Below are 24,601 nucleotides of genomic sequence, written 5' to 3'. Positions count from 1 at the left end.
GAACTCCTGAATCTAAGGAAGAATCCTGATCTGCGCCCAGCGGACGCAAGTCCGCCGCCCGTTGGCGATCGCCGCATCACCGGGCTATCGCTGCCTGCGCCGGTTCGATCGAGCCCCATCCAACCGGAGGGGCCCGATGCTCCGCCCCAGCGCCTTCGATACCGCCCGCCAAGAACGCCGCATCAGGCGCGTAGTCGCACGCCTGATGCAGCGGATGGCCGAACGGCTATTTCCACGACATCCCCGCGTCCCTCGGCAACCGCTCCAAGCGACGAGGAGATTCGCGGCCGACTTACATGAAGCGAAGCGGCGCGTTGGCCGTCAGCGTCGACGTGGACCGGACGTTGGTGCAAGGCGACGGGGCGGGGAGGAACTGCGCGGTGAAGGTGAAGGTCGCGTTGGTCGCGGTGTTGTTCAGGTTATTGAGCGTGCCGGTGGCGACACCGCCCGTGCACACGCGCGCCGGCGTGTTGAACCTGACCTGGATCGCGTTCGGATAGGACGCTCCGCCGATCGTCACGCTCGAGCTCGTCGCGCCCGACCCCACGCCCGGGGAAACGCCCCAGCTCAGGTTCTCCGCCGTCACGTTGCCCGTGCAGGCCGAGCCGCCGGTGAAGGTGGCGCTGGCGATCGACGCGACGCCGCTGGCCAGCTGCATGTTGAAGGTGGCGCTGGAACACGGAACCGCGATACCCGAGACCGTAGCGGTGGTGCTGCCGGTGATCGTTACGTAAGTACCGGCGGGCGTGGTATTCACCCAGGCGCTACCGTTCCAATACTCCCAACCGGCGAACGCGGGCGAGGCCACGAGCGGGCCCACCGCGATCAGGGAGGCGAGAAGGGTGGCTTTCAACTTACTCATCGTATTTGCTCCACAGTCGATTATCGAAATCCCCGAACGCGAAGCGCGCGGAGGTCGTGCCACGGGGGAAAGGCAAGTGCCGTGGCGGCACCGAACCGAGGGGCACCGAACATCAGCCTGTTCGAACTTTTGCTCTCATTCGCCAGAGCGCTGAAACAGATGCGTCCTTGGTCTGTATCGACCGCCCGCGGCTGCAGGCGGTTGATGGGGTGAAATCGCTACTCAGAAGAACCCCTTGCGGATCGAAAGTCCGAAGATGCGCGGGTCCTGCAGGAACACGTTCGACGTCAAGCCGCTGTCGTCGCTGTTGAGGAAAGTGCCGGTGATCGCCTCGCCATCCAGCGCGTTCTTGACGTACAGCTGCACGGTCAGATCCTGCTCGGGCTTGTACCAGGTCAGCGACAGATTGACGTTGCCCCAGTCGTGCAGGCGATCGATCCTGTCCTGATAGACGCGGGCCCAGCTCTTGCCCTGGTAATAGAAGTCCGCGCGCAGGGTCAGGTCGCTTTCGGCCAGCGCGAACGTGTACTGCGGGCTGAGGCTGACGGTGATCTTGGGCGCGTTCGGCAGTTCATGGCCGCCCACGTTCTTGGCGAATCCGGCGCCTCCGTTGGGCGCGTCGATTTCCGGATTGTAGAAAGCGCCGCCCAGCAGCCAGGCGTTGTCGCCGGGCCCGCCATTGAGGCCCCGATCCTGGGTGAAGCCGCCCAGGCCGGTGGGAAGATTGACCGTGCAGAAGCTGTTCAAGTAATTGGCGAGGCTGCTCTCGTCGAAGATCTGGTAGAAGTTCTCGAAGAACCGCTCCACCATCGCCTTGGGCGCGATGCAGTTCGACGCCAATTGCATCCACGGCCGCACGACCACCCAGTCCGGATTGCCCGCGGTTCGATCCATCACGTCGATGGAGTACTGGTTGGCGCCGATGCGCGTGCGCAACAGGCCGACGTTTCCGCTGAGCTGGAACTGCGAGGTGGGCCGCCACACCGCCTCGATCTCGGCGCCCCAGGTCTTGGCATCGAAGTTCTCGTTCACCGTCTGCCGGTCGATGATCTGCGAGACCTGGTAGCCCTTGTAGTCGTTGTAGAAGGCGGTTGCGTTGAGGATGAAGCGGCCGCCGCCCATCACGTTCTTCATGCCGACTTCCAGGGCATTGACGTACTCGGCCTTGAAGCGCGGGTCCTTCGCCGTGAAGGACAGCACCTCCGGATTGGCGCCGATGCCCGGGGAGTTGGTACCGCCGGCCTTGTAGCCCCGCGACAACGACGCGTAGACCATGGTGCTGTCGGTGAAGGAAAGATCGGGCGACCAGTCCAGCACCAGACGCCCGGTCGGCTCGTTCCAGGTCTGTTTGATCTTGCCGATGGCCGGATAGCCGTAGCCGACGTAGCCGCCGCCCAGCAGCGGGAAGTCCGGATCCGTGGAGCTCGCCAGCAGCAGCTGGCTGGGCACGGGCGTGGTGGTCTTGACGTCGCGCGTCCAGCGCAGACCGGCGGTCAATTTCCACTTGTCGTTGATCTGCCAGTAGCCCTCGCCGAAGACCGCCGACGAGCGGGTGTTGGCGATGTTGCGGCTACGGAAGTAGTTGTGTCCCTGGCCATTGATGGATCCCAATGGATTGGGGTCGATGTACACGCAAGGAAAATGCCTTCCGAAGAAGTCAGTCTCCACCGAAAGGGCCGTCCCTGGCGTACAGGTGGCTGGACTCAGCACACCGCCTCTTCCGTTGAAAAAGTTTTGAGCAGCAGCAGTGAAGAGGTTACTGAAAACGTAGTAGCTTTCGTCGATCTTGAATTCCAGATAGTTCGCGCCGACGCTGAAATTGAACGGCCCGTCGTACGAGGACTGCAGGCGGAACTCCTGCGACCATTGCCGGCTGTCGGCATCGACCAGGTCGACCAGCAACAGGCGGTCGGAACAGCCCAGCTGCGGGTCGCAGAACACGCCGCCGGGCGTAAGCGGGTAGGCGGGAACGAGGTTTCCGTCCGGATCGAACTGGACCACCTTGTTCGAGTCGGTAAAGATCGGGTTGGACTGGAAGCGTCCGTAGTCCTGCGTGGAATAGTACTGATCGCGGGTATACAGCGACTGCGACACCAGGTTCAGGTGGTCGCCGATGCCGACATCGAAATTGAACTGCAGGATGTCGTTGGTGGCGTGGAACTTCGGGTCGTAACTGGTCGCGATCTCGCGCAGATCGCGCGATTGCTTGACTCCGGAATACGGATCGACGCCTTGCGAGATCAGGTACGCCGGATTGAAGTTGTCCGCGAAGAATCCCAAGGCGCCCGCCGTGGTCTGCGCGGCCAGCACCGACGGCAGGCTGTTGCCGTTGGGCACGCCGAAAGCATCGTTGTCGTACAGCGACCCGTCCTTGCAGGCCTGGCTCAGGAATCCGACATCGTTCGGCCGCAATGTCACGTTGCCTATGGAGGTCGGCCCGGCATCGTTGTGACACAGCTGCTTGCCTGTGCGCGAGCGCGTGTCGTCTTCCTGGAAGTGCTCCCACACCAGGCTGGCGTTGAAGCGGTCGCTGGGCGTATAGCTGGCCGACAGGCGGGTGGAAAGCAGATCGCGATCGTTGATGTCCTTGCCGGTGACCGTGTTGTGGTCGTAGCCGTCGCGCTTGGTGTACTGGGTCGCGAGGCGTAGCGCGAAGGTATCGCTGAGCGGCACGTTGATCATGCCGTTGATGCGTCGCGTGTTGTAGTTGCCCACCTCGGCCTTCACGTCCGCGTCGAAGCCGTCCAGGCTGGCCAGATTGGGAATCATGTTGACCACGCCGGCGGTGGCGTTGCGACCGTACAGGGTCCCCTGCGGGCCGCGCAGCACCTCGACCCGCTCGACGTCGAAGTACTCCTGCTCGAACAGGCGGTTGCGGATCATCGGCGTGCTGTTGAAGCTGATCGCCACCGCCGGGTCGGTGGTGACCGACAAGGCCTGGGTGCCGATGCCGCGGATCTGGAAGTTGTAGCTGGCGAAATTGGTCTTGCTGAAGCTGACGTTCGGCGTCGCGGTGACCAGGTCGCCGCCGGTTTCGATCTTGCGGCTGCCCAGATCGTCGCCGCTGAAGGCGCTGATCGCGATCGGCACCTTCTGGATGTTCTCGACCTTTTTCTGCGCGGTAACGACGATGGTGTCGAGATTGGTCGCCGCCTGCGCATTGGCCGCGGCGGTGGGATTGGGCGCCGTCGACTCTACCGGGGAATCCGCCGCCGGCTGCGTGTCAGCGGTCCCCTCTGCGTTTCCCGGTGGCGCCGGTTCGGCGGGCTTGGCGGCCCCCGCCGCCGAGCTGGCGTTGCCGCCGCCGTTGATCAGGATCGCGCCAGAAGCGCTGGTCGAGTATTGCAGGCCGGTACCCGCGAGCAGTTCGTCCAGCGCCTGCAAGGCCGGCTTTTCGCCGCGCACCGCGCGACCGGTCTTGCCGACCGCGAGCTCGGGCGCGTACAGCAACTGCTGTCCGCTCTGGCGCGCGTACTCCGACAGGGCCGCGTCGAGCCGTTGCTGCGGGATATCGAACTTGGCGTTGCCCACGTCGCCACGCGCGTAGGCGCTCAGACACGGCAGCAAGGCCAGCAGCAGCACACAGGGTTGGAGCACACGTCTCGACAGTCGCTTCTGGTCTCGCACTCGCATCGATTCCCCTCCGGTTGCGGGCCCGCTCGCATGGCCTCGTGTCTATAGGGACGCAGCGCGCTCGAAAACCCGAACCCGCTTCGGCGCAATCGGTGCGCGCGTCTCGCCCAAGATTTTTTTGCATCGCAACAAGCACGCGCGTGCTATTCGCGCACAGCGATGCCGCCGCGGCCGGCGCGCGACGGGCGGGGGATATCCAAAAAAGGGCGCGGCGCATCGTTGCGCCGCGCGCCACACGCGTCGGGCAGCCTCAGCCGCGCTCTGGAGCGCGCGGCTTCAGCACGATCGCGTCGCGCTTGTCGGGCGCGCGCTCGATCGGGAAGTAGGCGGTCACCGCCTCGACGAAGGTGTCGGTGTCGCCGGTATTGAACGCGCCGCTGATCTTCAGCGAGGCCAGGCGGGTGTCGCCGAGCACGATCTGGTTGCGCGAATAGCGATTGATCTCGGCCACCGCGTCGGCCAGGCTCTCGTTCTCGAACACCACCTGGCCGTGGCGCCAGCTCACCTCGCGCCTCACGTCGGCTACGCGCACTTGCGGCACGGTCGCCGCCACCGCGACGAACTGCTGGCCGGGCGCCAGCTCCGCGGTCGGCGCGACGGCGATCGCGGCGGTGCGGGTGCGCTCCCGGGTCACGCTGACCCGGCCTTCGAGCAAGGTGACCTCGAACAGGCGCTCGGACATATGCACTTCGAACTCGGTGCCCAGGGCCGTGACCTGGCGGCCGTCGGCGGTGACGATGAAGGGCCGCGTGCGGTCCTTGGCCACCTTGAACAAGGCCTGCCCGCGCTCCAGGGTGACGGCGCGGGTCTTGCCCTCGTAATGCACGGACACGCGGCTGTCGGTGTTCAAGGTGATCACCGAGCCGTCGGCCAGGGTCACTTCCGAACGTTCGCCGATGCGGGTCTCGTGCACATTGCCGGCGATCGCGTCCTGCACGCCCTGCACCATCCGGCCCGGCGCGTCCGGGCGCAGGATCAGCAGGCCCACCGCGGCCACCACCAGCAAGGACGCCGCGATCGAATAGCCGTAGGTGCGCGCCGCGCACGACAGCCGCGACTTGGAAGCGCGCGCCAGGGTTTCGCGCCGCAGCGCCAGCATGTCGGGCGCATCGGCGACCGCCTGCGCGAGCGCGCGCGCGGCCTCCACGCGCCGGAACGCGGCCGCGTGCGCCTGCGAGCGGTCGCGCCAGGCCTCGAAGGCGGCGCGCAGGGTGCCGTCGGCACCGTCGGCCTCGCTCAGAACCTCGCTCCAGCGCGCGGCCGCTTCGTCGATATCGTCCGGCAGCGGGCCCGGTCCGTTGGCGATGGGGGTGGCGTGCCATTTCATCGCACACCTCCATGCGACGGGCCCGGCGCGCGGGCGCGGACGACCGGGCCGTGAACCCGGAGGCAGGCAGCCCGGCTCATTCCGGCTTCTCCGCGTCCATCGCCCGGCCCAATTGCGCCAGCGCTTTGGCCATGTGCTTTTCGGCGGCGCGCACCGAAATACCCAGCATGTTGGCAATGTCCATATATTTCCGCTTCTCCATGGTGCGCAACACGAACACGTCGCGCGTACGCTGCGGCAGCGCGCGCAAGACGGCGACAGCCAATTTCACCGCCTCCTCCCCCAGTAAGACGCGCTCCGGCGAGATTTCCGTAGCGGGTTGATGAATTTCTTCGTCGAAGGACACGTGCGCGTCCTGGTCGCGGGCCTGACGGCGGCGGCCCCAGTCGCGCAGGGCGTTGGCGGCGATCTGGAAGACGTACTGCTTGACGTGCTCGATCGGGCCCCCGCGCGCGCGCCGCAGCAGGTGCAGGAACACTTCCTGGGTCAGGTCTTCGACTTCGGCGGGATCCTTGACTCGCTTGGAGAAGAATCCGCGCAGTGGCGCGCGGTACTGCTGGGAGATGTTCTCCCATTGGCTGGAGCAATCCTCGCCGTAGTCGGCGAGCGATGCCGGTTCGCGCGTAGACGGCGCCGGATCGGCCATCGAGTCACCTCCCCATACGCGTTGGTATGCGCAGGCCGGCAGCATACTCCGTCGGACTGGCACTCGTGTATACGCCCGCGCACGCGTCGTCGCCGCATCGCGAAACCACGTTTTTCCAGCCGAAATCAGCTTTTTTTCGGAGCGCGCAGGATGCGGCGGCGCAGCATTTCGCCGACGCGGAACCAGGCTCCGGCGCCGCGAGGGTCTCGGCGCCGGCCCCATGAACGCAAGCGCACGGTCGCAGCGCCGTCGGCGCGCGCGCCACGCCGACCGATCCGGCACAGTCGCGCGCGTCGCTACGCGCGCCGGCGGCCTGCGGCGGCGAGCGGAATCCGTCAAAATCCCCGCACGACCCCACGAGACCGCCCACGATGTCGCACGATCCAGCGAGCCTGTACCCCGCCCATCTCGCCGAGCTGCAGCGCCGCGCCGAGGAGGCGCTGGAGCGCGCCGGCCTCGATCATCTGGTCGTACCCAGCGGCACCTCGCATTACCAGGTGTTCGACGACCGCGACTACCCCTACGCGGTGAACCCGCAGTTCAAGGCCTGGCTGCCGCTGACCCGCAACCCCGGCAGCTGGCTGATCGCCACGCCCGGGCGCAAACCCAAGCTGATCTACCTGCAGCCTTTCGATTACTGGCACGTGGTGCCGCAGGCGCCCAGCGGCTACTGGGTCGAGCACTACGACATCGTGGTGATCCGCAAGCCCGAGGAGGCCCTGGCCCACCTGCCGGCCGATCCCGCGCGCTGCGCGATCCTGGGCGAGCCGCACAGCGCGCTGGGCGCCTACCTGCCCAACAACCCGCAGGCCGCGATCGACTACCTCGAGTTCCACCGCGCCTACAAGACGCCCTACGAAGTGCAGATGATGCGCGCGGCGACCCGCCGCGGCGTGCGCGCGCACCGCGCCGCCGAGGCCGCGTTCCGCGACGGCGGCAGCGAGTTCGACATCCACCTGGCCTATTGCGCGGCCGCGCGCCAGGAAGGCCCCGACCTGCCGTACAACAACATCGTCGCGCTGAACCAGAACGGCGCCGTGCTGCACTACACCGAACTCGACCGCGAGGCGCCGGCGCAGCTGCGCAGCTTCCTGATCGACGCCGGCGCCAGCCACCACGGTTACGCCTGCGACATCACCCGCACCTACGCCGCCGATGCCGGCAGCGAGTTCCAGGCCTTGATCGACGCGGTCGACGCCGCCCAGCTGAAGATGTGCGACCAGGTCCGCGCCGGTCACGACTACAAGCGCATCCACCTCGACGCCCACCTGGCCCTGTCCGGCATCCTTAAGGACTTCGGCGTGATCAAGCTCTCGCCGGAGTCGGCGCTGGAAACCGGCGTCAGCAACGTGTTCTTCCCGCACGGCATCGGCCACGGCATCGGCCTGCAGGTGCACGACGTCGCCGGCTTCGCCGCCTCCGACCGCGGCGGCACCATCGCCAAGCCCGAGGGCCAGCCCTATCTGCGCCTGACCCGCGAGCTCGCGCCGGGCATGGCGGTGACGATCGAACCGGGCGTGTACTTCATCGACCTGCTGCTGGACGGCCTCAAGCAGGGCCCGCACGCCGACGCGGTGGACTGGAACCGGATCGACCAGTTCCGCCCCTACGGCGGTATCCGCATCGAGGACGACGTGGTCTGCACCGACGGCGCCCCGATCAACCTCACCCGCGACGGCTTCGCGGAAGCGGCCTGAGACGCGCACGCACTTGCAACGCACGCCCCCGCATCGTGTGCTGTTCGTGTGCGGCCACAACCGGCTGCGCAGCCCGACCGCCGAACACCTGTTCGGCGACCGCGCCGATCTGGAGGTCGCCTCGGCCGGCCTCAAGCACGACGCCGAGCAACCGCTCGGCGCCGAACTGGTGGAATGGGCGCAGCTGATCTTCGTGATGGAGAAGGCGCAGCGCGCCAAGCTGCAGCAGCGCTTTCGCGCGCAACTGCTGGGCAAGCGCGTGGTGTGCCTGGATATACCGGACGAGTACGACTATATGGACCCGGCGCTGGTGCGGCTGCTGGAAGCGAAGGTGCCGCGGTACTTGTGAGCCAGGTTCGCGCGACGGCCGATACGGGGCCCTGCGCAGCGCGCCCGCGCCGCTACGGCGCGGGCGCCGCAAGGCCTTACCAGACCCGATACACCCGACCGCTCTGCACGCCCTCGACGCTGCGCTGGTAGGCCAACGCGGCGCGGGCGGCGGTCACCGGTTCGAAACCGGGGAAGAAAGCGCCGTAGTCGCCCCAGGATTCGGTCAGCACGCTGGGGCTGACCGCGTTGATGCGCACGCCGCGCTGCAGCTCGAATGCGGCGCCCTGCACGAAGCCTTCCAGCGCGCGGTTGACCGCGCTGGCGTTGGCGCCCGAACGAATCGGCTCGTCGGCGACGATGCCGGTGGTCAGGGTGATCGAACCGCCGTCGTTGAGCGCGTGCTGACCGAGCAGGGCGAGGCGCACCTGGCCCAGCAGTTTGTCGTTCAAGCCGACCGTGAACTGCGCCGGCGTCATCTCCGGCAGCGGCCCGAAGTGCAGTACGCCGGCCGCGGAGACGATGGCGTCGACTTTGCCGGTCTTGCGCAGCAGCGCCGCGACGCTGGCGTCGTCGGTGATGTCGACCGGATAGTCGGCGCTGTTGCGGCTGGCGGCCAGCACGTCGTGATGGGACAGGGCCTGGGCGATGGCGCGGCCCAGGGTGCCGCTGGCGCCGACTAGCAGGATCTTCATGGTGGAACTCCATCGGTGGGGAAGGTCCTCAGTCTGTGCGCCGGATCCGCGTCGGGCTATGCGCTAGCATTTCGGGCACTCCTAACTCCCGGTTAGCCATGGACCTGCTGCGCGCGATGGCGGTATTCGTTTCGGTCGCCGACACCGGCAGCTTCGCCGCGGCCGCGCAGGCGCAACGCGTGTCGGCGGTGATGGTCGGCAAGCACATACGCCAGCTGGAAGCGCACCTGGGCGCGCGCCTGCTTCAGCGCGACACCCGCAAGCAACGGTTGACCGAAGTCGGCGCGGCTTTCCTGGACGAAGCGCGATCGGCGCTGGAGCAGGTGCGCCGCGCCGAGACCGTGGCCGAACGCCTGCAGGACCACGCGCGCCCGCGCGGGCATCTGCGGGTGACGGCGCCCCTGACCCTGGGTACCGCCGCGGTCGCGCCGATGGTGACCGCGTTCCTACGCGCCTACCCGGACATATCGGTGGATCTGTTCCTGGCCGATCGCATGAGCGACCTGATCGCCGAAGGCTACGACGCCGCGATCCGCATCGCCCCCCTGCCCGATTCCGACCACTTGGTCGCGCGCCCGTTGCGGCCCTACCGCATGATCGTGTGCGCCTCGCCCGACTATCTGCGCGAACGCGGCACGCCGCACAGCCCGAGCGAACTGGCGCAGCACAGTTGCCTGAATCATCTGCTCTGGCACCCCAAGGCGGGCTGGCGATTCGCGAGCCTGGGCGGCGAGCCGCTGCGCCTGAGCGGCCGCTTCGCCTCCAATCACGGCGACGCCCTGCGTCGCGCGGCCCTGGACGGCTGCGGCATTCTGCTGCAGCCCGAAGTGCTGTTGGCCGACGACCTCGCCGCCGGCCGATTGCTGCCCTTGTTCGAACACGACCTACCGCCGCCGCGCCCGGTGCACCTGCTGTACCCACGCGACCGCCAGCCGTTGCCCAAGCTCAGCCGCTTCGTGGACGCGGTGTTGGCCGCGATGGGGCCGTAGGCCCAAGGGCCAGGCATGCGCTGGCCGCTGCGCATGTCGACCTAAAGCTTGCACGCACCCCTCGCCGGCAACAGCCACCACGCAACGATGCGGTTCGCCTACGGCTCACCACATCCTACGAGTCCGATCGCGTCCGCGAGACAGCGCCAGCACACCATTGCGGTTGTCGTTGTCGTTGTCGTTGCCGTTGCTGTTGCTGTTGCTGTTGCCCCGGCATTCAATTCCAAAAGCCCCGCACTCACCCGACCAACCGTAGACCCGAAGGGCGGCGCGCAGGACGCGCGCCGTTTTTCGAATGGACAGGGACGTCCATTCGAAAAATCCCCGCGCCAGCCCCGAACCCGCAGGGGAGGTTTGGTCAAGCTAGCCCTTCTCTTTGGTTACTTTCTCTTGGGCTAGCAAGAGAAAGTGACCCGTGCGCGAAGCGCGCGGAAGCCTTTGACCTTCGTGACGGAGAGACGAAAGCAAAGCCAAAGCAAATCCTCCCCAACCCTCCTTTTCCAAAGGAGGGAGCTAGGGGCAAAAGAAAATGGCCCGAAGGAGGGAATCAAAGGCGAAAGCGGACTTGCATGTGAGCGCATGCTAAAGACACTGGATGCTCGGCTCCGCCGAAGTAAAGCGGAGCCCGCCTTCGCGGAGATGACGAGCAACAACTAGAGCCGACCTTAGACCAGCCCGAAGCGCGAGAAGTGGCGAGCACAGCCGAGGGACAGCGACAGCGACAGCGAGCGACCAGAACGAGGGGCGCGGGCGAAAACAACGCCCCCTACCCCATCAACGCCTCGATCTCATCGGCGCTGCGCGCCAGCTTGTCGGTCAGCACCTGATAGCCATCCTTGGTGACCAACACATCGTCCTCGGTGCGGATGCCGATACCCCGCCACTTCGGATCCACGCTGGTGTCGTCGGCCGACACGTACAACCCCGGCTCGATGGTGAACACCATCCCCGGCTCCAGCAGGCGCGACTCCCCCTCGATCCGATACTCGCCGACATCGTGCACGTCCAGGCCCAGCCAATGCCCGGTCTTGTGCCGGTAGTAGCGCCGATAACTGCCGTCGGCGATGTTCTTCTCCAGCTTGCCCTTGAGCAGCCCGAGCTTGAGCAGACCTTCGGTCAAGGTTTCGACCGCCGCGTTGTGCCCCGCCTCGTAAGCCACGCCCGGGCGTGCCTGCGCCAGCGCCGCCGCCTGGGCCGCGCCGACCAGATCGTGCAGCGCGCGCTGCGGCGCGCTGAAACGGCCGCTGACCGGAAACGTGCGGGTGATGTCGGCCGCGTAACCGCGGAATTCCGCGCCCGCGTCGATCAGGACCAGATCGCCGTCGCGCGCCACGCCGTTGTTGGCGCGGTAGTGCAACACGCAAGCGTTGGCGCCGGCGCCGACGATGCTGCCGTAGGCCGGCTCGGCATCGTGCATGCGGAACACGCGTTCGAGCTCGGCCTGCAATTCGTATTCGCGCACGCCCGGACGCGCCGCGCGCATCGCCACCTCGTGCGCCTGCACGCTGATGTCGGCCGCGCGCTGCATCAGCTTGAGCTCGTCGCGGTCCTTGAACAGACGCATCTCGTCGAGCAGATGGCCGAGCTCGAGGAACTCGTGCGGCGGCTGCGCGCCCTGGCGCACCATCGCGCGCACGCGGTTGAGCCAGCCGATCAGCTTGAGGTCGAACTCCTGATCGCGGCCGAAGTGGTAGTACACGCGCGAACGGCCTTCGAGCAGGCCGGGCAGGATGTCGTCGAGGTCGGCGATCGGATAGGCGTCGTCCAGGCCGAAGGCCTCGACCGCGCCCTCGGGGCCGAAACGCGGACCGTCCCAGCCTTCGCGCTCGAGATCGCGCTCGCGGCAGAACAGCAGGGTTTCGCCGTGCTTGCGGCCCGGCACCAGCACCAGCACCGCCTCGGGCTCGGGAAAACCGGTGAGGTACCACAGATCGGAATCCTGCCGGTACGGGTAATGGGTGTCGCGGCTGCGGATCAACTCGTTCGCCGACGGCAGCACCAGGATGGCGTCGTCGCCGGCCATGCGCATGAGCTGCTTGCGGCGGCGCGCGTAGGCCTTGGCGGAAATCTGGCTGGCGATGCCGGCGGTAGTCATCGTCGCGACGTCCTCGGGTTCAGTTCAAACGTTGCCGATGCTGGCTGGCCAGCACGCAGTCGCCGTGCAGCAGCAGCGCCGCCACGCGCACGAACTCCTCGATCTCGACCAGCGCTTCCTCGTCCTCTTCGTCGCCGTCGTCCTGCGGTTGGGCGACCGCGAGCTTGGCCAGATCGCCCAACGCCTCGCGACCTTCCACCGACAGCGCGTTGGCCGAGGCGCCGGCCAGGCCGAAGCCGCCGAGGAAACCGCGGCACCAGTCGAACAGCGCGCCGCTGCGCTCGGACAACGAGGCCTCGGCGTCGGGCAGCAGCAGGGCGAAATCGAAACTGCGGTCGGACAACTGCGCGGCGCTGGCCAGGCGCAGCCGATCCAGCGCGCTGTCGGCCTCCGGCGTGGCCACGGCATCGTCGGCCAGGACCTTGGCCGGCCATTCGCGCAGCGAGGCGCCGCCGCCGGCGAGCCAGCCGCACAGGGCCCCATGGAGTTCGGAAGGCGAGGCGGCGAGCGAGAGTTGGCGGCTCTGGGCGTCGACGGCGGACAGGTCGGGCAGTTCGATGGAGGGCACTGGCATGGCTGCGTGGGGGTTGCGCCAGTTTAGCAACGCCGGCGCGCGGCTTGTTGCGGCGGACGACGCCTGCCTACACTGCGCGCTGCCACGCCCTGCGCCCCGGTGTCCGTGCGTCCATCCTCCATCGCCGCTATTCGCGTCGCCGGTCTGCTCAGCGCTCTGCTGGCGTTGGCGGGCATGGTGTTGCCGGTCGCGGCGGCGACCCGGGACTATTACTTCACCCGTCTGGGCAGCGAAATCGGCCTGGCCCAGAACTCGGTGACCGCGCTGGCCCAGGACGCCCAGGGCTTCGTCTGGGTCGGCACCCAGGGCGGCCTGCACCGCTACGACGGCCAGCGCTTCGTGCCCTACCGCCACGATCCGCGCGATCCGGCCAGCCTGCCCGACAGCTACGTGACCGCGCTGGCGATGGAAAGCGAGCGCGCGCTGTGGGTCGGCACCTACTCCGAATACGTGGCCCGGCTGGACCTGGCCAGCGGCCGCATCCGCCGCTACTCGGCCGCGGGCGGCAGCCAGGCCTCGCGCCAGGTCATGGCCCTGCTCTACCGCGGCGGCCGGGTCTGGGTGGGCAGCCTGGCCGGGCTGGAACGCATGGATCCGGCCAGCGGCCGTCGCCAGACCCTGCTGAAGCTGCCCGACAGCGCGCGCGACCGGCCCTGGCAGAAGCTGGTGTCCGACATCGACGGCAACGTCTGGTACGGCAACGCCGCCGGCCTGTACCGGATCGGCACCGACGACCGGGTCGAGCGGATCGACCCGCAGCCGGTGGCCAGCCTGCTGCGCGACCACCGTGGCCAGATCTGGATCGGCCGCAAGGACGGCCTGTTCCGCCTGCACAGCGACGGCCGCAGCCTGATCCGCGCCTTGCCGGCCGAAAGCGCCGAGCCGGCGCCGCCCGCCGACGTGCGCGCGATCGTCGAGGCGCCCGATCGCCGCCTGTGGTTGTCGGTGTTCGGCGACGGCCTGCGCCGCTACGACCCGGACAGCGGCCAGGTCGAGGCGGTGCGCGAGGACGCCGGCATCGGCGCCGGCCTGCCCGAGGACACCATCGCCAGCCTGATGGTCGATCACGGCGGCCTGCTCTGGGTCGGCGGCACTTTCCGCGGCGTCGCCCTGGCCGATCCGCGCGGCACCCGTTTCAGCTACGTGCTCGACATCGACGGCGGGCGCCCGCGCAATGCCGCCGCCGACGACAGCATGCGCGCCATCATCGAGGACGCCGGCGGCGCGCTCTGGCTGGGCAGCGACAACGCGCGCCTGCTGCGCTACGACCTGCAGCAGGACCGCTTCGAGGACTACACCCGCCTGGTCGGCGACGGCGTGCGGGTGATGGCCTTCGGCCGCGCCGACCGCGACCGGCTCTGGGTCGCGACCAGCCAGGGCCTGCGCCGGCTGGATCCGGCCACGCGCCAGCTCGAACGCATCGATCTGGGCCCGTACAGCGCCACCGCGCTGCGCAGTCTGCTCGTCGCCGGCGACGGCACCCTATGGCTGGGCAGCACCGGCTCCGGCGCCCTGCACTACGACCCCGCCAGTGGCGCGATCGCCCAGTACGGCTACCGCGAGGGCGACCCCAAGGGCCTCAGCCATCCGGTGGTGCACGCCCTGCTGGAGGACCGCCAGCACCGGATCTGGCTGGGCACCGGCGACGGCCTGGACCTGCTGGAGCCCGCCAGCGGGCGCATGCGCCACTACCGCCACGAAGCCGACAACCCCAACAGCCTGGCCGGCAACCTCGTGCGTGCCCTGCACCAGTCCGAGGACGGCACGATCTGGGTCGGCGGCCACGCCGGCCTCGACCGCGTGGTCGAACGCGGCGGCGAGCTCCGTTTCGTGCATCCGCTGGGCGCGGCCTTGAACGAACGGCCGGTGCCGGTGGTGTTCACCATCGCCGAGGGGCCGAACGGGCGCCTGTGGCTGGGCACCGACGCCGGCATCCTCCGCTTCGACGTGGCGCCGGGCTGGGTGCGCCGCTACGGCCTGGCCGACGGCCTGCAGGATCTGGAATTCAACGGCGGCGCCGTCACCCAGCTGCGCGACGGCCGCTTCGTGTTCGGCGGCGTGCGCGGCCTGAACCTGTTCCTGCCTGCGCGCATGGTCGATTCGCGCTACACCCCGCCGGTGCGCCTGCTCGGGGCCTGGATCGGCGCCGAGGCCACGGTCGACAGCGGCGCGCTGTGGCAGCCCGCGCGCCTGGACGTGCCTGCGGCGGCCGGCATCCTGCGCCTGCGCGTGGGCGCGCTGGATTTCGCGCCCGATTCCAGCATCCGCTACCGCTACCGCATGGACGGCTTCGATCGCGGCTGGATCGAGAACGGCATGCGCCAGGACATCACCTACACCCGCCTGCCCGCCGGCCGCTACACCTTCCGCGCCCAGGCCACCAACCGCGACGGCGTGTGGAACTCGCGCGAGCTGGTGATCCCGATCCACGTCGCGCCGCCGCTGTGGCGGCACCCGATGGTGATCCTGGCCGCGGCCCTGGCCCTGATCGCCCTGCTCGCCAGCGCGGGCTGGCGCTGGCACCGCGCGCGCCAGCGCGAGCGCGGCTACTTCCAGCAGATCCGCGAGCGCGAGGAGCGCCTGAAGCTGGCGCTGTGGGCCTCGGGCGAGCAGTTCTGGGATTACGACCTGAGCCGGCGCGAGATGCACCGCATGCGCGTCGACGAGCAGCACGCGCAGACCCCGGACATCGGCGTCCAGACCCACGTGGTCGACGATCACGAGATCCACAACGACGACCAGCAGCGCGTGCTCGACCTGCTCAAGCAGCATCTGCGCGGCGACGCCGCGCTGTTCCTGTCCGAACACCGCATCCGCAATCCCAGCGGCGGCTGGAGCTGGATCCGCGCGCGCGGCCGCGTGGTCGAGCGCGACGCCAAGGGCCGCGCCCTGCGCGTGGCCGGTACCGCGCGCGACATCACCGCCAACCGCAGCGCCGAGCGCGACCGCCGCATCTCCAGCGAGGTCCTGCGCAGCATGGCCGAGGCGGTGGCGGTGATCGACCGCGACTTCCACTTCGTCTCGATCAATCCCGCCTTCACCCACATGACCGGCTACGGCGACGCCGAGGTGATCGGGCGTTCGGCCAGCCTGCTCGACAGCCGCCAGCACGATCCCGAGTTCTATCAGGAGATGCGCGCCGAGCTGCAGCGCAGCGGGCGCTGGTCGGGCGAGATCTGGCAGTCGCGCAAGGACGGCGCCGAGTTCCTGTGCTGGCTGCAGAGCAGCGCGGTGCTGGACGCGGGCGGCCAGCGCAGCCATTACGTCGCGGTGCTCAGCGACATCACCGACCAGAAGCGCGCCGAACAGGAACTGCGCTACTTGGCCAACTACGACACCCTGACCAGCCTGCCCAACCGCACCCTGCTGTCGGAGCGGCTGTCGCGCGCGATCGTGCGCGCGCGCCGCCAGGGCCACCGCATCGCGGTGCTGTTCCTGGACCTGGACCGCTTCAAGGACATCAACGATTCGCTGGGCCACGCCGCCGGCGACCGCATCCTGCGCGCCGCCGCGACCCGCCTGCAGGAAACCGTGGGCGCCGAGCACACCGTCGCGCGCCTGGGCGGCGACGAGTTCACCGTGGTGCTGGAGAACATCGACACGCCCGAGGAGGCCGAGGCGGTCGCGCGCCGGCTGATGCGCGCGTTCGAAACCCCGCTGGATTTCGACGAGCGCCACGACGTCTCGATCTCGCCCTCGATCGGCATCAGCCTCTACCCCGACCACGCCCAGGTCCCCACCGATCTGCTCAAGCACGCCGACACCGCGATGTACCAGGCCAAGGCCGCCGGCCGCCGCACCTACATGCGCTACACCGAGGCCATGGACGTCGAGATCCGCCGCCGCGCCACCATCTCGGCGGCGCTGCGCAAGGTGCTGGACCGCGGCGAGCTGCGCCTGGTCTACCAGCCGCGATTGTCGCTGCAGGACCAGCGCATCACCGGCGTGGAAGCCCTGCTGCGCTGGCGCAGCGCCGAGTACGGCGACATCTCGCCCGCGCAGTTCATCCCCCTGGCCGAGGAAAGCGGACTGATCCTGGAGATCGGCGAGTGGGCCATGCACGAGGCCTGCCGCACCCTGGAACGCTGGCGCCGGCAGGGCCTGGACCAGCTGTCGATGTCGGTCAACGTCTCCGCCCTGCAGTTGCTGCGCAGCGACCTGCCGCGCACGGTCGCGCGCGCGCTCGACGAAAGCGGCATCCCGGCCTGGCGCCTGGAGCTGGAGCTCACCGAAAGCGTGATCATGGCCAACGCGGTGCAGACCGCGGCCACCCTGCAGGCGATCCGCGACCTCGGCGTCGGCCTGGCGGTGGACGACTTCGGCACCGGTTATTCCTCCCTGGCCTACCTCAAGCGCCTGCCGATCAACACCCTCAAGATCGACAAGGAGTTCGTCGGCGACCTCGGCCGCGACCCGGACGACGAGGCGATCACCAGCACCGTCATCACCATGGCCCATTCGCTGGGCCTGAACGTGGTCGCCGAGGGCGTGGAGTCGGAGGCGCAGATGGAGTTCCTGCGCGAGCACGGCTGCGACGAGATCCAGGGCTATTGGCTGGCGCGGCCGCTGGAGGTCGAGCAGTGCCTGGCCTTCATCCTCGCGCGCACGCCCGCGGCGGCCGCGCCCCCGCCCGCGGCGGACTGAGACCGCCGCCCCGCTCCGGCGCATCCGTTCACCTCGCGGTGCGGTCCGCGCCCTGGCCTGCTTGACCGGCTCCCGGCTCCCTGCCTATCGTGGCCGCATGGACCGCGCCGAACTGCTCGCCCAAATGCAATCGCTCGCCGACCGCGTCGACGAGTTGGCCGAGCGCGCGCGCCGTCTGCACGACGAGAACCGCAGCCTGCGCCAGCAACAGGAACAGCTGGCCGGCGAACGCTCGGCCCTGCTGGCCAAGAATGAGCAGGCACGCACCCGCGTCGAAGCGATGATCGCGCGGCTCAAGTCGCTCGAGCAGCACACCTGAGCACGAGCCGATGAGCACCAGCGAACCCGTCAGCATCCGCCTGCTCGACCGCGAGTACACGGTCGGCTGCGAGCCGTCCGAACGCGACAGCCTGTTGTCGGCGGCCAAGCTGCTGGACAGCAAGATGCGCGAGATCCGCGGCGGCAATCGCATGGCCGCACTGGATCGCGTGGCGGTGCTGGCCGCGCTCAATCTCGCCCACGAACTGCAGCAGCTGCGCGGCGAGAACGAAAGCCGCGACCGCGAACTCGCGCGCACCCTCGGCGATCTGCATCGCAAGCTCGACGGCCTGTTCGACGCCGCGCCGCGCTGAATCCGCGTTTTCTTCGGTTCCGCGGCCAACGCGCGCAAGCGCCGTCCGTGAACGCAAGCCCGGCATCGCCGCAGGCATCGACGCGATCACAGTATCGATGAATCGCAACGCAGCATTGCCGACGAGCGGGCATGCGCACCCGCACTCCCGCGCTATACTTCGCCGACGTCCTCTGCTGTGCGCGACGGCGTGCACAAACATTCGCCTTGTCCCTTAATGACGACCACGGGGGCGCAGCGGAAGCCCGGAGTGCAAGTCCGCCTCGTAGCGGGAAGCCCGAAGGCAGCCAAGCGTCCCCACTTGAACCCCGGGTTCAAGGTCGTTTGGCATGCATCGCCATTGGCGGAGGACTACTTATCCCGGACGGGCGCCTCGCGGCGCCCGCTCCTTCTTGGCGCGCCGCTCCGTGCGGTCGCGTACCGCCCCCAGATGGAAGCCCCGCCGCATGACGGCTGACCGTGCGGCCCTGCGCCGCGATCTGCGCGAGCGCCGCCGCGCCCTGAGCGCGGCCGACCGCATCGCCGGCGCCGAGCGCCTGGCCGCGCAGCTGCTGGGCCTGCCGTTCGCGCCGCAGGCCGGCTACGTGGCCGGCTACTGGGCCCTGGACGGCGAGATCGGCCTGCACGTCTGGCAGCTGCGGCTGCCGCCGGACTGCATCTACTGCCTGCCCGTGCTCGGCGACGACGGCGCGCTGCGCTTCGCGCCCTGGCGCGCGGGCGATCCGCTGGTCAGCAACCGCTACGGCATCCCCGAGCCCGACGTGGCCGCAAGCTCGCTGCTGGAACCGCGCGACCTCGCCCTGGCGGTGACCCCGCTGGTCGGTTTCGACGCGCGCGGCCACCGGCTGGGCATGGGCGGCGGCTGGTACGATCGCAGCTTCGCGTTCCGCCAGCGCGAGCCCGCGCCGCCCTGGCTGGTCGGCGCCGCGTTCGAGGTCCAGCGCGTCGACGCGCTGGACCGCGCCGACTGGGACGTGGCCCTCGACGCCGTGTGCAGCGACGCCGCCGTCTACGACTGCCGACATTCCCTGATCGCGTGAACGCCCCCATGACCGCACGCCGCCGTTACTGGCTGATGAAGTCCGAACCCGACACCTTTTCCATCGACGACCTCGAGCGCGTGCGCACCGAGCCCTGGAACGGCGTGCGCAACTACCAGGCGCGCAACTATATGCGCGACGGCATGAAGCCCGGCGACGGCGTGCTGTTCTATCACTCCAACACCGCCGTGCCCGGCATCGCCGGCCTGGCCAGCATCGCCAGCACCGCCTACCCGGACCCGACCCAGTTCGACGCCAAGTCCGACTACCACGACCCCAAGAGCACGCGCGAAGACCCGCGCTGGCTGCTGGTGGACGTCGCCTTCGAACGCAAGCTCAAGCGCGTGATCACCTTGGACGAGATCAAGGCCCGCGCCGACGAGCTCGGCGAGGACTTCGCCCTGACCCGGCGCGGCAACCGCCTGTCGGTGCTGCCGGTGACGGCGGCGCAGTGGAAGCTGCTGTTGGCGATGGAATAGTGAAGCCGGGATTCGTGATTTGGGATTCGGGATTCGCAAAAGCGCCTCGATACTCGAACGAATCCCCGAAATCCACGCCGCCGCCCGCTCTGACCAATCCCGAATCCCCACTCCCGAATCCCTACCCATGACTGAAGCCAAGCGCCTGGCCGGCGAAAAAGCCATCGACTACATCGAGGACGGCATGATCGTCGGCGTCGGCACCGGTTCCACGGTGGCCTACTTCATCGATGCGCTCGGCCGGATCAAGGAGCGCATCAAGGGCGCGGTGTCCAGCTCCGAGCAGAGCACCGCGCGCCTGAAGGCGCTGGGCATCGAGGTGCTGGACCTCAACGCCACCGGCCCGCTCGCGCTGTACGTCGACGGCGCCGACGAGTGCGATCCGCACAAGCGCCTGATCAAGGGCGGCGGCGCCGCGCTCACGCGCGAGAAGATCATCGCCGAGGCCAGCGCCAAGTTCGTCTGCATCGTCGATCCGGCCAAGCGCGTCGACGTGCTCGGCAAGTTCCCGCTGCCGGTGGAAGTGGTGCCGATGGCGCGCAGCCTGGTCGCGCGCGAGATCCTGGGCATGACCCGCGCCCAGCCGGTCTGGCGCGAGAACGTGGTCACCGACAACGGCAACTGGATACTCGACATCCACGGCCTGGCGATCACCGACCCGGTGGCGCTGGAAACCGCGATCAACCAGATCCCGGGCGTGGTCAGCGTCGGCCTGTTCGCGCGTCGCCCGGCCGATGTCGTGATCGTCGGCGGCGAACCGCCGATCGTTCTGTAAACGATTGATCCGAAAGTAGATCTCAGCACCCGAGACGATCCGCCGGCAGATTCGGCGGATCGTCGGCCGGCGGCCCTCGCGGGGGCCGCCTCGCGGCGCGATACTTCGCTACCCCTGCGTGGCCCGCCGCCGTGACCCTGCGTTGCCTGTTCGTCGACTTCAACTCCTACTTCGCCTCGGTCGAGCAGTACGACCGGTCGGATCTGCGGGGGCGTCCGGTCGGCGTGGTGCCGGTGATGGCGGCGACCACCTGCTGCATCGCCGCCAGCCCCGAAGCCAAGCGGCACGGGGTCAAGACCGGCACCCCGGTGCGCGAGGCGCTGGAGCGCTGCCCCGACATCGCGATCGTGCAGGCGCGACCGGCGCGCTATGTCGAGCTGCACCACCAACTGATCGCGGCGATCGAGGACTGCATCCCGATCGACGGCAAACCGCTGTCGATCGACGAGGTCGCGTGTCGTCTCATGGGGCGCGAGCGCCAGCGCGACAACGCCATCGCGATCGCGCGGCGGATCAAGCAAACCCTGATCGATCGCGGCCTGAGTCCGGCGATCCGCTGTTCGATCGGCATCGCGCCCAACACCTTCCTGGCCAAGACCGCCTCCGACCTGGAGAAGATCGACGGCCTGACCGTGCTCGAGCTGGCCGATCTGCCGCAGGCGCTGCACGGTCTGGAACTGCAGGATCTTTGCGGCGTCGGCCCCTCGATGCTGCAGCGCCTGCACGAGGCCGGCCTGAGCACGGTCGCGCAACTCACCGCCGCGCCGCGCGAACACCTGCGCGCGATCTGGGGCGGCATCGAGGGCGAACGCTTCTGGGCGCAACTGCGCGGCATCGAACCGCCCTCGCGCCAGCGCAAGGCGGTGGGCTCGGTCGGCCACTCGCATGTGCTGGACCCGCAGATGCGCAACGCCGAAGGCATGCGCTCGGTGATGTTCAAGCTGCTGGCCAAGGCCGCGATGCGGCTGCGTCAGGAGCGCTGCCAGGCGCGCGGGCTCAGCCTGCACGTGCGCTTCATCGGCCGCGAGCAGCGTTACGACCGCAGCCTGTCCTTCGCCGCCTTGGACGACACCCCGACCCTGCTGCAACTGCTGGCCGAGGCGGTCGAACCGCTGGTACGCGCCGCCGCGAACGGGCGCTGGAATCTGCAGCGCCATCCGCCGCTGTCGGTGGCGGTGTCGCTGATCGACCTGCAGCCCTGCGCCGCCGAGACCGGCGCGCTGTTCGCCGATCGCCATCGCAACCAGGCCCTGACCCGCGTGCTCGACCGGGTCAACCAGCGTTACGGCAACAATCGCCTGTACTTCGGCGCGATGCACGAGGCCCTGGCCCAAGGTGCGGCGCCGATGCGCATTCCGTTCGGCCACATCCCCGACGAAGCCACCGAAGCCGACCTCGGCGCCGCGTCGCTGGTCGCCGACCCGAGCATGGACGAGCTCTGGCTGCAGCGACTGCGCCAGTTCAATGTGCTGGCCGAGACCGTGCACCGCCAGGCGCGCGACGGCACCGAACCGAAACCGGCCGCCGGCACGCACCAACCCTCCGGCGTCGGCGGCTGGGTACGCAAACGCCGCGGCCAACCCGGCGATGGCGAGCGCGGAAGCACCGGCTCGCTGTTCTGAGAACCCAACCGCCTTCGCATTGGCCCCGCTCCCGCAAGCAGCCGCAACACCGCACAGCCGCCTGCTGAAGCCCCTCTCCCGCACCGCGGGAGAGGGGTTGGGGTGAGGGCGGCTCTTAAGCATCCACCCCCACAAACCCGCCCGTCTGCCGCTTCCACAAACGCGCATACAGCCCATCGCGCGCGATCAGCTCCTCGTGCGTACCGGTCTCGATGATGCGTCCCTGATCCATCACCACCAACCGATCCATGCGCGCGATCGTCGACAGCCGGTGCGCGATCGCGATCACCGTCTTGCCCTGCATCAGCGAATCCAGGCTGTCCTGGATCGCCGCCTCGGCCTCCGAGTCCAGCGCCGAGGTCGCCTCGTCCAGGATCAGGATCGGCGCGTTCTTCAGCAGCACGCGCGCGATCGCCACGCGCTGGCGCTGACCGCCGGACAGCTTGACGCCGCGCTCGCCGACCAGAGCCTCGTAACCCTGTCGGCCCTCGCCGTCGACCAGACGCGGAATGAACTCGTCCGCGCGCGCCTCGCGCGCGGCCGCGCGCATCTCGTCCTCGCTCGCGTCCGGACGTCCGTACAGCAGGTTGTCGCGGATCGAACGGTGCAGCAGCGAGGTGTCCTGGGTGACCACGCCGATCTGCGAACGCAGGCTCTCCTGGGTCACGCCGGCGATGTCCTGCCCGTCGATCAGGATGCGGCCGCCCTCCAGGTCGTACAGGCGCAGCAGGATGTTCATCAAGGTCGACTTGCCCGCGCCCGACGGCCCGACCAGGCCGATCTTCTCGCCCGGTCGCACCGTCAGATCGAGGTCGGCGATCAGCCCGCTATCGCGGCCATAGTGGAAGTGCACGTTCTCGAAGCGCACGCCGCCCTCGCTCACCGTCAGGGTCTTGGCGTCCTCGCGATCGACCACGGTCAAGGGCCGCGAAATCGTCTCGATGCCGTCCTGCACCGTGCCGATGTCCTCGAAGATGCCGTTCACCGTCCACATGATCCAGCCCGACATGTTGTGGATGCGAATCACCAGGCCGGTAGACAGCGCGATCGCGCCGACCGTGATCGCGCCGCGATGCCACAACCACAGCGCCAGGCCGCAGGTGCCGACAATCAGCAGGCCGTTGACCACGGTGATGCTCATGCCCATCAGCGTGGTCATGCGGGTCATCTCGCGCGAGCGCCCGGTCTGCTCCAACATCGCCTCGGCCACGTACTCCTCCTCGCGCCGCGAGTGCGCGAACAGCTTGAGCGTGGCGATATTGGTGTAGCCGTCGACGATGCGTCCCATCAGCTTGGAGCGCGCGTCCGAGGCGCGCCAGGAACGCAACTTCACCCGCGGCACGAAATAGCGCAGCAGCCCGATGTAGACCACGATCCATATCAGCAGCGGCAGCACCAGCCAGGCGTCGGCCTGCGCGAACAGATAGATCGCCGAGCCCGAGTACACGATCACGTACCACAGTGCGTCGAAGGCCTGGGTGGTGGATTCGCGCAACGAGGGACCGGTCTGCATGATCCGATTGGCGACGCGGCCGGCGAAATCGTTCTGGAAGAAGCCCAGGCTCTGCCGCAGCATGTAGCGATGGGTCTGCCAGCGCACCAGGTTGGTCATGCTGGGATGCACGGTCTGGTTGAGCAGCAGATCGTGCAGACCGAGGAAGAACGGCCGCGCGATCAGCATCACCGCCGCCATCCACAGCAGTTCGCCGCCGTGCTGCGCGAACAGCCGACCGGGCGTTGCGGTGTTGACCAAGTCGACGACCTTGCCGAGGTAGTCGAACATCACCACCTCGACGATCGCGACGAAGAAGCCGACCACGGTCAGGACCGCGAACACCGGCCAGGCCTGGCGGATGTAATGCCAGTAGAACGCCGCGACCGTACGCGGAGGCATGACCTCGGGCGCGGGGCGGAACGGGTCGATCAGGGATTCGAACCAACGAAATATCATCATGGCCTTGAGCCTAGTTTGAGCGTGGAAACTCCCGTCGCGCGGCGAACGCCTCGGCCATGGGGCTCGAGCGCGAACGCGCGTAGACGAACGGGCGCCAGCGGCGCCGGATCAACGAATCGGGAGTGGGGCGGCGGACGAGCGCGCGCGATCAGCGGCCACAACAGGCCCTGACGGCGGACGGTCTGCCTGGCGCGGCCTGAAACCAGGCCGCGTGTGCGGACTTAGCGGTGTACCGCGCCGATGCTGGTGAACTTCATGCTCAAGTCTCCTCCCCATCCGGGGATCAGTAGGATCGCGAGCCCGAGCGGGCCGCGACCGGCACGCCGCGCTGAATCGCACGACGGCAATAGCGAGTGTACCCAGAGCCGATGACCGATGCAGCCGCGCGAGCGAAGCGCCAGGATCCGCAAACAGATGAGGCAGCGATATCCGCCTCTTTTCGCTCCATGGCGACCCCAACGAGGACGCTAGATCGCCAGGGGTAGGAGCGGCGCAAACCGCGACCGCGATACTCCAAGCGACGTCTCTACCCCGCCGCCGTCGCGGTTGCTGCTTTCTGTGGGAGCGGCGTGAGCCGCGAAGTCAGTGAAGCGGCGGCGTGGCTCGATGTG

At 68.5% G+C, this 24,601-nt stretch carries 18 protein-coding genes and 1 other RNA gene; 11 read left to right on the top strand and 8 right to left on the bottom strand.

All coding sequences use genetic code 11. From position 1 onward, the window contains the following. Window positions 1-292: 292 nt before the first annotated feature. The 4 genes from BMZ45_RS18785 to BMZ45_RS18770 all read right to left on the bottom strand — a co-directional run bounded on the left by BMZ45_RS18785 (window position 293) and on the right by BMZ45_RS18770 (window position 6,468). Entirely contained in the window at window positions 293-862 is a 570-nt protein-coding gene (locus tag BMZ45_RS18785; RefSeq protein ID WP_091638066.1) for a hypothetical protein, read from the bottom strand. Window positions 863-1,084: 222 nt separating this feature from the next. Beyond that, a complete protein-coding gene (locus BMZ45_RS18780) occupies window positions 1,085-4,459 on the bottom strand; it encodes a TonB-dependent receptor domain-containing protein (protein WP_217643245.1) in 3,375 nt (1,124 codons plus the stop codon). Window positions 4,460-4,745: 286 nt separating this feature from the next. Further along, window positions 4,746-5,822, bottom strand: a complete 1,077-nt coding sequence (locus tag BMZ45_RS18775; RefSeq protein WP_091638064.1) for a FecR family protein — start codon at window positions 5,820-5,822, stop codon at window positions 4,746-4,748. 76 nt (window positions 5,823-5,898) lie between these two features. Continuing rightward, entirely contained in the window at window positions 5,899-6,468 is a 570-nt protein-coding gene (locus BMZ45_RS18770; protein WP_162250682.1) for an RNA polymerase sigma factor, read from the bottom strand. A gap of 371 nt (window positions 6,469-6,839) precedes the next feature. Here BMZ45_RS18770 and pepQ point away from each other — a divergent pair, with 371 nt between their 5' ends. Both pepQ and BMZ45_RS18760 read left to right on the top strand, forming a co-directional pair. Continuing rightward, the gene (pepQ, locus tag BMZ45_RS18765) at window positions 6,840-8,165 is read left to right on the top strand and encodes a Xaa-Pro dipeptidase (protein ID WP_091638062.1); all 1,326 of its coding nucleotides are present in this window, start codon (window positions 6,840-6,842) and stop codon (window positions 8,163-8,165) included. Window positions 8,166-8,178: 13 nt separating this feature from the next. Beyond that, on the top strand, window positions 8,179-8,514 hold the full coding sequence (locus BMZ45_RS18760) for a low molecular weight protein tyrosine phosphatase family protein (protein WP_254776694.1): 336 nt from the start codon (window positions 8,179-8,181) through the stop codon (window positions 8,512-8,514). A gap of 76 nt (window positions 8,515-8,590) precedes the next feature. On the opposite strand, the gene BMZ45_RS18755 is transcribed toward BMZ45_RS18760, so the two are convergent. After that, window positions 8,591-9,187, bottom strand: a complete 597-nt coding sequence (locus BMZ45_RS18755) for a short chain dehydrogenase (RefSeq protein WP_091638060.1) — start codon at window positions 9,185-9,187, stop codon at window positions 8,591-8,593. A 98-nt stretch (window positions 9,188-9,285) separates the two neighbouring features. On the opposite strand from BMZ45_RS18755, the gene BMZ45_RS18750 reads away from it, so the two are divergent. Next, window positions 9,286-10,176 carry a LysR family transcriptional regulator gene (locus BMZ45_RS18750; RefSeq protein WP_091638059.1) on the top strand — a complete coding sequence of 297 codons (891 nt, stop codon included), beginning with the start codon at window positions 9,286-9,288 and terminating at the stop codon, window positions 10,174-10,176. A 766-nt stretch (window positions 10,177-10,942) separates the two neighbouring features. On the opposite strand, the gene BMZ45_RS18745 is transcribed toward BMZ45_RS18750, so the two are convergent. After that, window positions 10,943-12,271 (bottom strand): aminopeptidase P N-terminal domain-containing protein, encoded by a 1,329-nt coding sequence (locus tag BMZ45_RS18745; RefSeq protein WP_091638058.1) that lies wholly within the window; start codon window positions 12,269-12,271, stop codon window positions 10,943-10,945. Between the two features lie 19 nt (window positions 12,272-12,290). Then, complete coding sequence (locus BMZ45_RS18740; protein WP_175489168.1) at window positions 12,291-12,830, bottom strand: UPF0149 family protein; 540 nt, start codon at window positions 12,828-12,830, stop codon at window positions 12,291-12,293. Window positions 12,831-12,950: 120 nt separating this feature from the next. Here BMZ45_RS18740 and BMZ45_RS18735 point away from each other — a divergent pair, with 120 nt between their 5' ends. From BMZ45_RS18735 to BMZ45_RS18700, 8 genes are all read left to right on the top strand, one after another. Further along, window positions 12,951-17,489, top strand: coding sequence for an EAL domain-containing protein (locus BMZ45_RS18735; RefSeq protein WP_139215584.1), 4,539 nt, complete (start codon window positions 12,951-12,953; stop codon window positions 17,487-17,489). 97 nt (window positions 17,490-17,586) lie between these two features. Beyond that, the gene (locus tag BMZ45_RS18730; RefSeq protein ID WP_055900271.1) at window positions 17,587-17,808 is read left to right on the top strand and encodes a TIGR02449 family protein; all 222 of its coding nucleotides are present in this window, start codon (window positions 17,587-17,589) and stop codon (window positions 17,806-17,808) included. A gap of 10 nt (window positions 17,809-17,818) precedes the next feature. Continuing rightward, window positions 17,819-18,121, top strand: coding sequence for a cell division protein ZapA (locus tag BMZ45_RS18725; protein WP_091638055.1), 303 nt, complete (start codon window positions 17,819-17,821; stop codon window positions 18,119-18,121). 166 nt (window positions 18,122-18,287) lie between these two features. Then, window positions 18,288-18,474, top strand: a non-coding RNA gene (gene ssrS, locus BMZ45_RS18720) — 6S RNA. Window positions 18,475-18,566: 92 nt separating this feature from the next. Then, a complete protein-coding gene (locus BMZ45_RS18715; protein ID WP_091638054.1) occupies window positions 18,567-19,160 on the top strand; it encodes a 5-formyltetrahydrofolate cyclo-ligase in 594 nt (197 codons plus the stop codon). Window positions 19,161-19,168: 8 nt separating this feature from the next. After that, window positions 19,169-19,639: an EVE domain-containing protein gene (locus BMZ45_RS18710; protein ID WP_091638053.1), complete on the top strand. Its 471-nt coding sequence runs from the start codon at window positions 19,169-19,171 to the stop codon at window positions 19,637-19,639. Between the two features lie 127 nt (window positions 19,640-19,766). Continuing rightward, on the top strand, window positions 19,767-20,414 hold the full coding sequence (gene rpiA / locus BMZ45_RS18705) for a ribose-5-phosphate isomerase RpiA (protein ID WP_057164729.1): 648 nt from the start codon (window positions 19,767-19,769) through the stop codon (window positions 20,412-20,414). 131 nt (window positions 20,415-20,545) lie between these two features. Continuing rightward, window positions 20,546-22,036, top strand: coding sequence for a DNA polymerase Y family protein (locus tag BMZ45_RS18700; RefSeq protein WP_091638052.1), 1,491 nt, complete (start codon window positions 20,546-20,548; stop codon window positions 22,034-22,036). A 115-nt stretch (window positions 22,037-22,151) separates the two neighbouring features. On the opposite strand, the gene BMZ45_RS18695 is transcribed toward BMZ45_RS18700, so the two are convergent. Beyond that, a complete protein-coding gene (locus tag BMZ45_RS18695; RefSeq protein WP_139215599.1) occupies window positions 22,152-23,984 on the bottom strand; it encodes an ABC transporter ATP-binding protein in 1,833 nt (610 codons plus the stop codon). Window positions 23,985-24,601 lie beyond the last annotated feature (617 nt).

The sequence above is a fragment of the Lysobacter sp. cf310 genome (assembly GCF_900114355.1).
Lineage (GTDB): Bacteria > Pseudomonadota > Gammaproteobacteria > Xanthomonadales > Xanthomonadaceae > Lysobacter.
This window is presented reverse-complemented; position numbering and strand designations above follow the sequence as displayed.

Excerpts from the sequence above, each read along its gene's own strand:
- BMZ45_RS18785 (WP_091638066.1), bottom strand. The coding sequence starts at position 862 with ATGAGTAAGTTGAAAGCCACCCTTCTCGCCTCCCTGATCGCGGTGGGC.
- BMZ45_RS18775 (WP_091638064.1), bottom strand. The coding sequence starts at position 5,822 with ATGAAATGGCACGCCACCCCCATCGCCAACGGACCGGGCCCGCTGCCG.
- BMZ45_RS18770 (WP_162250682.1), bottom strand. The coding sequence starts at position 6,468 with ATGGCCGATCCGGCGCCGTCTACGCGCGAACCGGCATCGCTCGCCGAC.
- pepQ (WP_091638062.1), top strand. The coding sequence starts at position 6,840 with ATGTCGCACGATCCAGCGAGCCTGTACCCCGCCCATCTCGCCGAGCTG.
- BMZ45_RS18755 (WP_091638060.1), bottom strand. The coding sequence starts at position 9,187 with ATGAAGATCCTGCTAGTCGGCGCCAGCGGCACCCTGGGCCGCGCCATC.
- BMZ45_RS18750 (WP_091638059.1), top strand. The coding sequence starts at position 9,286 with ATGGACCTGCTGCGCGCGATGGCGGTATTCGTTTCGGTCGCCGACACC.
- BMZ45_RS18745 (WP_091638058.1), bottom strand. The coding sequence starts at position 12,271 with ATGACTACCGCCGGCATCGCCAGCCAGATTTCCGCCAAGGCCTACGCG.
- BMZ45_RS18730 (WP_055900271.1), top strand. The coding sequence starts at position 17,587 with ATGGACCGCGCCGAACTGCTCGCCCAAATGCAATCGCTCGCCGACCGC.
- BMZ45_RS18725 (WP_091638055.1), top strand. The coding sequence starts at position 17,819 with ATGAGCACCAGCGAACCCGTCAGCATCCGCCTGCTCGACCGCGAGTAC.
- BMZ45_RS18715 (WP_091638054.1), top strand. The coding sequence starts at position 18,567 with ATGACGGCTGACCGTGCGGCCCTGCGCCGCGATCTGCGCGAGCGCCGC.
- BMZ45_RS18710 (WP_091638053.1), top strand. The coding sequence starts at position 19,169 with ATGACCGCACGCCGCCGTTACTGGCTGATGAAGTCCGAACCCGACACC.
- rpiA (WP_057164729.1), top strand. The coding sequence starts at position 19,767 with ATGACTGAAGCCAAGCGCCTGGCCGGCGAAAAAGCCATCGACTACATC.